8 protein-coding genes are annotated in these 10,672 nt (G+C 68.5%); 3 read left to right on the top strand and 5 right to left on the bottom strand.

What is annotated here, in order from left to right; genetic code table 11:
- Nucleotides 1–200: 200 nt before the first annotated feature.
- The 4 genes from ACTIGN_RS12990 to ACTIGN_RS13005 form a co-directional block, all read right to left on the bottom strand.
- Complete coding sequence (locus ACTIGN_RS12990; protein WP_439624434.1) at nucleotides 201–641, bottom strand: hypothetical protein; 441 nt, start codon at nucleotides 639–641, stop codon at nucleotides 201–203.
- A gap of 118 nt (nucleotides 642–759) precedes the next feature.
- A complete protein-coding gene (locus ACTIGN_RS12995) occupies nucleotides 760–1,650 on the bottom strand; it encodes a DUF1559 family PulG-like putative transporter (RefSeq protein WP_439624436.1) in 891 nt (296 codons plus the stop codon).
- A 275-nt stretch (nucleotides 1,651–1,925) separates the two neighbouring features.
- Nucleotides 1,926–3,122, bottom strand: a complete 1,197-nt coding sequence (locus ACTIGN_RS13000) for a branched-chain amino acid ABC transporter substrate-binding protein (RefSeq protein ID WP_439624438.1) — start codon at nucleotides 3,120–3,122, stop codon at nucleotides 1,926–1,928.
- Between the two features lie 79 nt (nucleotides 3,123–3,201).
- The gene (locus ACTIGN_RS13005; RefSeq protein WP_439624439.1) at nucleotides 3,202–3,765 is read right to left on the bottom strand and encodes a hypothetical protein; all 564 of its coding nucleotides are present in this window, start codon (nucleotides 3,763–3,765) and stop codon (nucleotides 3,202–3,204) included.
- Nucleotides 3,766–4,479: 714 nt separating this feature from the next.
- On the opposite strand from ACTIGN_RS13005, the gene ACTIGN_RS13010 reads away from it, so the two are divergent.
- Complete coding sequence (locus ACTIGN_RS13010; protein WP_439624441.1) at nucleotides 4,480–5,733, top strand: glucuronate isomerase; 1,254 nt, start codon at nucleotides 4,480–4,482, stop codon at nucleotides 5,731–5,733.
- Nucleotides 5,734–5,741: 8 nt separating this feature from the next.
- Nucleotides 5,742–6,755, top strand: coding sequence for an extracellular solute-binding protein (locus ACTIGN_RS13015; protein WP_439624443.1), 1,014 nt, complete (start codon nucleotides 5,742–5,744; stop codon nucleotides 6,753–6,755).
- Between the two features lie 63 nt (nucleotides 6,756–6,818).
- On the opposite strand, the gene ACTIGN_RS13020 is transcribed toward ACTIGN_RS13015, so the two are convergent.
- Nucleotides 6,819–9,032 carry a DUF4139 domain-containing protein gene (locus tag ACTIGN_RS13020; protein ID WP_439624445.1) on the bottom strand — a complete coding sequence of 738 codons (2,214 nt, stop codon included), beginning with the start codon at nucleotides 9,030–9,032 and terminating at the stop codon, nucleotides 6,819–6,821.
- Nucleotides 9,033–9,312: 280 nt separating this feature from the next.
- Here ACTIGN_RS13020 and ACTIGN_RS13025 point away from each other — a divergent pair, with 280 nt between their 5' ends.
- Nucleotides 9,313–10,509, top strand: coding sequence for a prenyltransferase/squalene oxidase repeat-containing protein (locus tag ACTIGN_RS13025; RefSeq protein ID WP_439624447.1), 1,197 nt, complete (start codon nucleotides 9,313–9,315; stop codon nucleotides 10,507–10,509).
- The last annotated feature ends 163 nt before the right edge of the window (nucleotides 10,510–10,672 follow it).

Consider the following 10,672-nt stretch of genomic DNA (forward strand, 5'->3'; position numbering starts at 1 on the left):
CCTACAAACCACAAGCAATGCATCGGGTAGGGGCCGCCCTCCGTGGCGGCCCGCCAACCACTCCATGCGGATCCCAAGCGGATTTCAACGAAACAAGGACAGAAGTCAGAGGTCAGTCACCAAACAGTGGGTGTGCAGGTCTGTCCTCTGTCCTCTGTCCTCTGTCCTCTGTCGCCGAAGGCCTCTGCGGTGGGAGGCGGCTACTTGATGGGCGGGCCGGTGAGTGCGGCGTCGAACGCGGTCCCCGTGCCGACCGACACCGACAGCCCGGACGTGTCACCCGAGGCGTACTTCGCCGGGGTGAGGTACGGCGGCACGTCGGCGATCGGTGCGGGTTTCACCGCCTCGTTCGGGCCGGGCAGGTGCCGCGACTGCTTGGCGAGTTCCTGGAACTTCGGGTTCGGGTAGTACACCGCGACCTTGTTCTCGCCGCGGGGCACGTCGGGGGCCCGGTACGTCCCGTCGGCCGCGACCGGGGCGGCGACCTGTACCCCGCCCGGCGTCACGAACACGATGGTGCCCCCGGGTTTGGCGAGCGGCGCGCCGTTGTACGTCACCTTCCCGGACACGTCGCCCTTACCGGGCGCGCACCCGGCCAGGACGATCGAAGCGAGCGCTAAAGAGTGCACGAAGCGGCGCATGGGCGAACTCCTCGGCGGGGCCGGTGGGCGGTTCTTCGACGCACACCGGGCCGAATGGGGCCCGGTGGTCTGGTTCGGATTTCGAGTTTCGTGCTTCGATCTTTGCAGACCCGGCGGGTCACGGGGCGGCCACGACTTCCTTGCCGTCGCGGGTCTGGAGCGCCGGGAGGACCCCGTCGGCGCCGTACGTGAGGTACTTCACCGAGCCGTCGGCGAACAGGAAGATCGAGCCGTTCGGGTGGTAGCTCCACCAGTGGGCGGCGTCCCCCTGGTTGTCGATGGTGCCGGGGCGAAGGCCGACGTTGGTGGCCGGCGCGCCGAAGTACGCGGCCCCGCCGGTGTCCCGCGACCCGAGCACCACGTCGGCCGACCCGCGGCCGTCCCACCCGTACCCGGCGAACCACCACCCGTACACGAGGTTCGCGCTGGGCGGCCGCTCGCCGACGGCGATCGTGTTGCTGGTCCCGTCGTTGATGTCCGACAGCCGCAGCTTGCCGTCGAGGATGAACACGCCGTCGTCGGTGCTCCCGGTGGTCCCGCAACTGCCCAGGTACATCGTCAGCCCGACGTTGCCGACCCCGGGGTAGTTGACGAGGACCGGCCCGCGGGGGTCGATCGGGCACGTGTAGATCTTCATCGGCGTGCCGACCCCGGGGTTGGCCGGGAACCACGGGTTGTTCGTCCCGCTCGTCGCCGCGAACGCCTTGGCCTGGTCGGAGAGTTGCTGCTGCTCCAGGAACGGGAGCAACTTGGACATCCACGACCAGTACCGGTCCCAGTTGTTCGCTGTGGACCACGACGGGGGGATGCTCCCGTAGGCGTTGACGTGGCCGTGGACCGCGATCCCGTGCTGCCGCATGTTGTTGATGCACTGGGTGCGGGCGGCGGCTTCGCGGGCCTTCTGCACCGCGGGCATCGTCAGGCCGATCAACAGGGCGATGATCGCGATCACCACCAGCAACTCGATGAGCGTGAAGCCGGAACGGTCGGGGCGTGGGCGGGACGTCATGGCGGACCTCGGGCGCGGCGGAATGAATGGTGGTACCGGCACGGGCGAGCTCCCGGAGGAGCCGACCCGCCGACGGGGGAGCCCGTCGGGAGCGAACGTAAATGACGTGGAGAGACGGTAGTCGGGGAGGACTACCGCAACGTGATCTCAATTGCTTTTAGCCCGCGGGCGGGACCGGCTCAAGAAGAAAGTGAGTAGGATGCGGGAGACGGCGGGCGTACGCACGGGACGGTCAAGCGCGTGCGTGATCCCAGGGCACGCCGACCGGGACCCGGTTACTTCCGCGAGTCGATCACCATAAGGGGGATGAACTTCCCCTTCTCGATCTTGCTCACCGTGAGTTGTTCGAGCGTGGTGTCGCCGTTGGCGTCGAAGCTCCACTTGCCGAACACGCCCTTGTCGAAGTCCTTCGTGGCCAGCACGGCCTTGCGGACCGCGGCCCGGTCCTTCTTCGCGACGACCGCGAGCGCCGCGAGCACCACGGCGGCGGCCTCGTAGCCGTAGATCGCGTACGCCTCGGGGTCCGCCATGTACCTCGCCTTGTACCGCTTCACGAACTCGGCCCCCTTGAGGCCGCTCGGGTCAAGGCCGCCGATCGTGGCGTAGCACCGGCCGTTGAGAACCTCCGCGCCGGCCGCCTTGATGAACGCCTCCTCGTAGCACCCGTCGGGCACGACCAGCGGGCGGTTCACCTCACCGCGGGCCAGGTCGATGGCGAGTTGCGGCCCGCCACTTTGCGAGGTGCCGCCGAAGTACACCGCGTCGGGGTCCTTGTCCTTGATCCGCTCGGCGACCGCCTTGTAGTTCCGCGCCCGCGGATCGAGGTGCTCGTGCCCCAGGATCTTGATCTTGAGATCCTTGCACTTCGCGGCGAAGGTGCCGGCCACCATCGAGCCGTACAGTTCGCCGTCGTCAACGACGTAGACCGACCGGGCCTTCAACGTGTTCGCGACGAACGCGGCCGCGAGCGGCCCCTGGGTGTCGTCGCGCGGGCAGACGCGACAGAACGTGACCTGTTTCGCGGGGCGGTAGATTTCGGGCTCGCCGCTCTTCGGATCCGGGGTCGGCACGGTCAGCCCGGGCCATGTCGCGGACGGCGACACCTGCACCAACCCCGCCTCGTTGAGGATCGGCATCGACACCCTGGCCGCGCCGGAGTTGTACGGCCCGATGAAGGCCACGACGTCCTTGTCCGCGACGGCCTGCCGGGCGTTGTCGGCCTCTTGCCCGGCGTCCCACGCCCCCTGGGCGGCCGTGGCGTCATCCAGGTCGAGGTACTTCACCTCGAACGGGTAGTCCTTGGCGAAGTCGGCGATCGCCAGCACGATCGCGTTCGCGATCGTGTCGGTTTGCCCCCGAGCGCTGCCGGTCCGCGGCAGACTGGAGACGATCTTGACGACTTCTTTCTTCTGAGCCAACGCGGGGGTGGAGGCCAGCGCGGCGGACGCGGCGAGGAAGGTGCTGCGGTCCATGGTTCACCGGAGCGTGTGACGTGCGAGACGTGGGTGCGGGGGAGCGGCGCGGCGGGCCGACCCGCCGCGCGGTGCGGGGTCACTTCTTGTTGCCGAACTCGGTGAGTTCCATCGTCATCTCCATGTCCATCTTGGCGACGGTGGCCTTCATGGTCATCTTCACCATGCCCATGGGCACCTCCTTCGAGGTCCACACCTTGATGTCGGCGTCGATGTCCATGCCGTTGGCCTTGGCCTTCACCTTGTACGTGGTCCAGGTGGTCTCGTACTCCTTGCCGGCGGCCTTCACCTTCTCGGTCCCGTCCTTGCCCTTCTCGACCGTCGCGTCGGTCCCGCCGGGGAGCCCGCCGCCGACCTTCGTCGGGTCGTACGGCTTGGTCAGGTCGATGGTCTGCTCCTGGGCCGGGGCCTCCATCCCGTTGACGCTGGCGGTAACCTTGACCTTCGCCTCCTTGTCGGTCTTCGCGGTGACGCTCTGCGTCGTCGTCCCGTCGATGGCGATCGGGCCGACGTTCACCTTCATCTTGTAGGTGGCGAAGTCGCCGACCTTCACGTTCTTGTACGGGTTTTCCTCGTCCGCCGCGCGAACGGACAGCGGGGCAACGGCCACGACCAGCGCGGCGGCGAGAAGACGAACGGTCATCAGTTCCTCGGGTTGAATGACAGTGAGGGCCGCGCAGTCCGGCGCGGTCCCGCCAGCAACGCTAACACACCCGCCCCCACCCCGCAACGGTTTCAGAGATTGGGAGTTTGGGAGTTGGATGTTGGAAGTCGGTCAGAACACGGGAGGAAGAAACGGGATGAGTCTTTCGTAACTGTGCTGGCCTATGGATTCCGGACCCTGATTTCCGATTTCCAATCCCCAACTTCCAATGACCCCAAAAGACGAGCCGCCGCCTTGGGGGAAGGCGGCGGCGGGGGAAGGATGTTTTCGGACGGGGGAACGGACGTGGTATCTGACGGGTTCGGAAGAGGGGGGAAATCTCTTCCGCGGCCGCGACCCGGGGGAGGGTCGTTGAGGCCTTCGGTCCTGCGGTGCTGACCCACGAGTGTTTGGCTCGCCTTGGGGGAAGGTTCGCCATCGTGGCCCGGCACCGATCCGCGGTTCGCTGGGGGTTGCTTGCCGCGGACGATGAAGAGTAAAGCAGCGACCGTGCCAGAGCCAAAATTCCGCACCGTCGGCCCGTGCCGATCGGGCGCAACATCCACTGCTACAAGGCTTTCACGGCCACCGGTGCGGGTCGCAACGTTCTGGGGTCCGGGGCCGGAAGCCGGTCGGTTTGTAAATCTTGCCGGGCGTTGTAAGACGTATCGCAGGTAACTCTGACAAGTCAGCCGGATTCGCGGAGCCGCCGAAATGACCGCCGACTCGCTCGTCGCCGACCTCACGTCGGCGCTGTCGAACGTCCCCCTCATCGACCCGCACTCGCACATCGACCCGCTCGCCCCGGTGTCGAAGTCGCTCGACGACATTCTCGGCTACCACTACTACACGGAACTCGCCCACTCGGCCGGGATGAGCCAGGACGCGCTCAAGAAGGACGTGCCGGCCCGGGAGCGGGTCCGGGCCATCGTTGCGCACATGGACCGGTACGACAACACGGCCCAGTACGGCTGGTTCCTCGACATCGCCCGCACGTTCCTCGGGTTCACCGGCACCCGCGTCACCGCGGCCGACGCCGACGCCCTGTTCGACGCCGCCGCCAAGACGTTCGGCCAATCGGACTGGGAGAAGCAGGTCTTCCAGAAGACGAAGCTCGAAAAGATCTTCCTGACCAACGAGTTCGACGACCCACTCGAGAACTTCGACACCGACGTGTACGTCCCGTGCCTGCGGACCGACACGCTGGTGTTCCACCTGGACAAGCCCGAGACGCGGCGGCGGCTCCTCGCCTGCACGGGGATCGAGGTGACCGACGCGGCGTCGCTGCGGAAGGCGCTGGCGAAGCTGTTCCTGCACTTCACCCGCAAGGGTGCGAAGGCGTGCGCGATCTCGCTGCCCCCGAGCTTCCACCCGGTCCCGTTCGACGACGAGCACTTCTACGAGCAGATGCAGTTCCACGACTTCCACGACCTCGCGCCCGGCGTGTTCTGGATGATCGCCGAGTTCTGCCGCGAGTTCCGGCTCCCGTTTGACCTGATGGTCGGCGTGAACCGCCGGGTGTACGAGAAGGGCGTGTTCCAGGGCCAGGACCTGTTCGACCAGCGCACGAGCCTGATCCACTACAAGGAGCTGTTCAACGCGTTCCCCGAGGTGACGTTCCCGGTGTCGGTGCTGACGAGCGCCCAGAACCAGGAACTCGTCGCGTACTCGTGGATCTTCCCGAACGTGCTCCCGAGCGGGCACTGGTGGTACTCGAACACCCCGCCGTACATCCGCAAGGACCTGACGGAGCGGGTCACCGCGGTGCCGAAGACGAAGCTGATTGGGTACTACTCGGACGCCTACAAGCTGGAGTTCGTGCTGCCGAAGTACGGGATGTACCGGCGGCTCCTGGCGGGCGTGCTGGCCGACGAGTTCGTGCGGCCCGGCCTGCTGAGCGAGGCCGACGCCGTCGCGCTCGGCACCCGGCTCCTCCGCGACAACGTGAAGGAAGTGTTCAAGGTGTGAGGCGCGCCGTGACCGTGACCCGCCGCCACTTCATCGCCGGTTCGGTCGCGCTCGCCGCGGGGTGTTCCGGCCGCGAGTCCCGCGTCGTGCTGTACTGCGCCCAGGACCGCGAGTTCGCCGAGGACCTGCTCGCCGAGTTCACCCGCGAGACCGGGCTGCGGGTCGATACCAAGTTCGACACCGAGGCGAACAAGTCCGTCGGGCTCGCCGCCGAACTCGAGCGGGAGGCCGGGCGGCCGCGGTGCGACGTCCACTGGAACAACGAGCCGCTCGGCTCTGTGCGGCTCGCCCGCGCCGGCGCGTACGCCCCCCTCCCCCCGCCGCTCGGTGACGCCTTCCCCGCCGCCACGCGCCCGGCCGATCGGATGTGGCAGGGGTTCGCCGCACGGGCGCGGGTGCTCATCGTCAACATCGCGGCCGTGACGCAGGCCGAGCAACCGCTCGGGCTTTTCGACCTGCTGGCCGAGAAGTGGCGGGGCCAAGTCGCGATCGCGAAGCCGTTCTTCGGCACCACCGCGACGCACGCCGCGGCGCTCTCCGCCGCGCTCGGGGCGGCCAGGGCGCGCGAGTTCTTCGCGGGGCTGAAGGCGAACGGCGTGAACGTCGTCGCCGGGAACAAGCAGGTCGCACGCGGCGTGGCCGACGGGCGGTTCGCGGTGGGGCTGACCGACACCGACGACGCGCTGATCGAGGTGCGCGTCGGGAAGCCCGTTGCGGTCGTGTTCCCGGACGCCGCCGGGTTCGGGACGCTGTTCCTGCCGAACACCGTCGCGCTGGTAAAGGGCGGCCCGAACCCGGCGGCCGCGCAGAAGCTCGTCGAGTTCCTGCTGCGGCCCGAGACGGAGCGGCAGCTCGCGGAGGGCGGCGGGTTCCAGGTCCCGCTCAACCCCGCGGTGACGGCCGCGCCGGCCGTGGGCCTGAAGACGCCGGCGCAGACGCGCCCGATGGACGTGAACTTCGACGCCGCCGCGGACGCCTGGGACGGAACGCAGGCGGTGCTGCGGGAGCTGTTCGCGGGGTGACTACAACGCAGAACGCCCGCCCCGACTGTGGGGGTGGGCGTTCCGGTTTGGGGGCACAGCGCATCAGTCGGAGATGTTGGCGAGGAAGTCGTCGTACTTCTTGCGCGCCTTGAACTCGCCGTCCATCAGCGCCTTCTGCTTCTCGGTCAGGGCGTCGATTTCCTTCTCCTGGTCCGACAGCTTCTTGAGGTACGTGGCGTACACCTCGGCCTCCTTCGGGGTCTCGCGGAGGTTCTTGCGGATCCGCTCCTGGTCCAGGTTCAGCCGGGCCAGGTCCGACACCACCTGGGCCAGCTCCCGGCGGGCCAGGTCCCACGTCGCCTTGACCGTGAGCGCCTCGGTGAGTTTCTGCTTCAGTGCCGGGCTCGCCTCGGCCAGGTTGATGAAGTAGCGGATCTGGTTCTCGGCCCCGTTCGTCAGGGTGATCGAGTTCGCGACGTCCCGCTCCTCCTTGACCACGAACGTCTTGGTCTCGGTGGACTTGACCGGGACCTGGAACCGGTACACGTCCGCGGTGTCCTCGACCGGCTTGTCCGTGTCCACGAGCTTGAACTGCTGGTTGGTGCGATTCGCGTGCTCGATGAGCAGGGTGCGGTCCGTCTGGGACCGGTTCACGATCCGGTACTTCTTCTCCTCGGTGAGCTTGGTCGTCGTGTGGACGATGCCGCGGACCGCCTTGACGCTGGTGATCTTCTGCGTCCCCGGCCCGACCTGCGGGTCGACCTCGGTGCCCAAGTCGATGGCGTAGCTGACGAGCCGCTCCTCGTTCGGCTGGACGTCGAGGACGCGGGTGTCGCCGGCGTACACGCTGCCCTCGAACACGGTGATCGGACCCTGGTTCAGGTGCGCCCCGCTCGTGTTCTTGAACTTCAGGCCCAGGAGCGGGTGCGTCTTCTGCACGTTCTGGTTGTAGATCGAGACCTTCTGGCCCTCGACGTCCTTCCCGACGATCGGGAGCATCGCCGACTTCTGGCGGCCGAGCGTGACCGGGTGGTCGATCGTGTACTGGAAGAAGTCCCCCAGCGCGCCGGCGGTGGCGGCGTTCCCGGCGACGCCCAGGTTCGGGCGGCGGCCGAGTTCCGCGGCGAGTTCCCGGGCGTGGTTCGCGTCGGCCGGCCGGCCGTCGGCCAGCTTCAGCCCGGCTGTCGCCGCCCTCTCGGCCCCGGCTTGCCCCTTACCTTCGCCGCGCGCCCGCAGTTGGTCCATCTGCTTCCGCCTGTCGAAGTCCCCCGCATCGGCCTCGGGCAGCGCGCCGCCCAGCGGCCCGTTAGCGGCCGCGAGCCCGTTGGCCGGCGCGAACCCGCCGCGGTAGGTGACGGGCCGGAGCGAGGCGAACAGCTCGGGCTCGACGGTCGGGCGGTTGATGTACAGCGGGTTGTACAGGTCCATCTTGAACGAGATCGGGCGGCCCGAGATGAGCGCCATCTTGACGCCGGCCCAGTCCTCGTCGGTCGGGTTCTCGACCAGCGCCCACCCCTGCAGGTACGGCTTCTCCTTGTCGGCGAGGACCATGCGGTACGAGGTCTTCCAGATCGGCGCCTCGACCACGTAGCCCACCTGCACCTTCCGCGGGCCGTCCCCGGCGAAGTGCAGCGACACCGACTTCTTCTGCGAGTCGTGCGTGAGCGCGAGCGTGTCCAGGGCGCGGCGGAACTCGCTCTCGATGACCGGGTTCGCGAACCGCAGTTGCTGGACCTCGCTCAGCTTGATGGCCCGGAGCCCCTCGGCGCACCACATGTTCATCACCTGCGCGTCGACGGTCGTCGTGCCCGCGGGGACCTTCTGGGTCTCGACCCCGACGATCACCCCCGACAGCTTGCCCGGCTGGTTGGTCGCGCCGGGCGTGGTCACAACCTCGATGCGCTCGCCGCGCATCTGGCTGACGATGTTGGCGAACGTGGGCTGGCCGTTCAGGTTGATGGCGTAGCTGCTGAGCGTGCGGGAGATCGGCTCGCGGCTGTCGTAGCTGACCGCGGCGATGCGGCCCTTGCCGAAGTCCTCGAGGACCATGCTCTTGAGCAGGTCGTTGATGTCCGTTTCCTGGAAGCTCAGGTCGACACGCGCATCGTCGGTCACTTCGCCGGAGCGGCTGAAGTAGCCCACGCCACTGTTGAACATCACCACGCGGGTGATGGGCAAGCTCACGGCCGGCTTCACGTCCTGCTTCGCGGCGGCCTCGGGGGCGGCGCTCACCAGCCGGTCGGCCCCGATCCCGAGCCCCACGCCCAGCCCGACCACGCCCGCGACCGGGGCGACCTTCAGCCACTTCGATGCCATTGTCTTCCCCTTGTTGAACTGGTGCCGACGCGAGCCGACCCGACCGAGTTCAGCTCTGCAACCACCATTCAGACGAGCCATCACCCCGGATGGCTTGCGGGGACGTGGGAAGTTACAAATCCGCCGTCGCGCGAACGACGTAAGCGGTGGGACTGGTCGTGTCCGGGCGAACCCTGAGCGCCAGCGAGGGAGTGGGGCGCAGTCCGGAGGTTTGCGGCGCTTGCGGAGCGCCCGGCCGGCGGGCTACACTGCACGTTCCACTTCTTCGACGGGGGCGTCCGTGCTTCGACCCGCCATTCTCGCCTCGCTGTTCGCCGCGGCCGCGGTCCTCACGGCTGCGGTCCCCGACGCACCGGCGCAAGCCCCCGCCGCCCCGAAGGTCGAGCCGAAGAAGGGGATCGACCGCTCGGGCGCGACCCGCAAGCGGCTGCTCAAGGACTTCGGCGGCAGCGAGGAGGGGGAGGAGGCGGTGATGCTCGGCCTCGCGTGGCTCACCCAGGTCCAGAAGCCCGACGGCGGCTGGGTGTACGACCGGGGCCGGACCGGCGACACGGCCCCGGCGACGGGGATGGCGGTGCTCGCGTTCCTCGGGGCCGGGCAGTCGCACAAAGACGGCCGCTACAAGCAGACCGTCAAGTCGGGCCTCGACTGGCTCGTCAAGAACCTGGAGGACGGGCAGGGGCCGGCCGCGGGGCACTTCAAGGGCGCGCCGGACATGTACGGCCAGGGGATCGCCACGGTCGCGCTGTGCGAGGCCTACGGCATGACGCAGGACCCCGCCCTCAAGGAGCCGGCGCAGCGGGCGCTCGACTACATCCAGCGGGGCCAAGGCGGGAACGGGAGCTGGGGCTACCGGGCCGGCGACCAGGGCGACACGTCGATCGTCGGCTGGCAGGTGCAGGCGCTGCACGCGGGCCAACTCGCCGGGCTGAGCGTGGACGAGAAGGCGATCAAGAAGGCGGTCGCGTTCCTCGACGCCGCCGGGGCCGGGCAGACCAAGGCCGCCTACGGGTACACCAATAGCGATGGCGCGGCCCCGGCCACGGCGCTCACCGCAATCGGGCTCCTCTGCCGCTACTACATCGACGACTGGCGGGCGAAGACCCCCGGGTTCGCCGAGGGGACGAAGGGCCTGATGCGTCGCGCGCCCACCCCGCAGAGCGGGCCTGCGGTCGACCTGTACTACTACTACTACGCGACGCAGGTGGTGCGGTTCCACGGCGGGGACGCGTGGCGGGACTGGAACGAGGGCCCGGCCCGGCCCGACGGCACGCGGGCCGGCGGGATGCCCGACTGGCTCATCAAGGTCCAGAACCGCACCCGGGCCGAGCGCGGAAGTTGGGACCCGGCCCGCGACCAGTGGATTGGGCCGAACTGCGGGCGGCTCGGGACGACGTGCCTGAGCCTGCTGACACTGGAGGTGTACTACCGGTACACCCCCGAGGCGAACGCGCAGGACGCCCCGAAGAAGCCGTGACCAGCGCGGGGGGGTGAATCGGCGTTCGCCCGAGCGCCGAGCGAGGGTTCGCGTCCACCCTCGCTCGGCGCTCGGGCTCGGACCAATCGAATCCAACAGATCCGGTTCGCTCCCACGAAATAGTCCCGCGGGTGCGAGTTCTTCTGGCCTACGCGGCTGTTTC

Source organism: Gemmata sp. (assembly GCF_051859125.1).
Taxonomy (GTDB): Bacteria; Planctomycetota; Planctomycetia; order Gemmatales; family Gemmataceae; genus Gemmata.

What these genes read in the sequence shown, in the direction of transcription:
- ACTIGN_RS13000 (WP_439624438.1), bottom strand. Translation starts at nt 3,122, where the DNA reads ATGGACCGCAGCACCTTCCTCGCCGCGTCCGCCGCGCTGGCCTCCACC.
- ACTIGN_RS13020 (WP_439624445.1), bottom strand. Translation starts at nt 9,032, where the DNA reads ATGGCATCGAAGTGGCTGAAGGTCGCCCCGGTCGCGGGCGTGGTCGGG.
- ACTIGN_RS13005 (WP_439624439.1), bottom strand. Translation starts at nt 3,765, where the DNA reads ATGACCGTTCGTCTTCTCGCCGCCGCGCTGGTCGTGGCCGTTGCCCCG.
- ACTIGN_RS12995 (WP_439624436.1), bottom strand. Translation starts at nt 1,650, where the DNA reads ATGACGTCCCGCCCACGCCCCGACCGTTCCGGCTTCACGCTCATCGAG.
- ACTIGN_RS12990 (WP_439624434.1), bottom strand. Translation starts at nt 641, where the DNA reads ATGCGCCGCTTCGTGCACTCTTTAGCGCTCGCTTCGATCGTCCTGGCC.
- ACTIGN_RS13010 (WP_439624441.1), top strand. Translation starts at nt 4,480, where the DNA reads ATGACCGCCGACTCGCTCGTCGCCGACCTCACGTCGGCGCTGTCGAAC.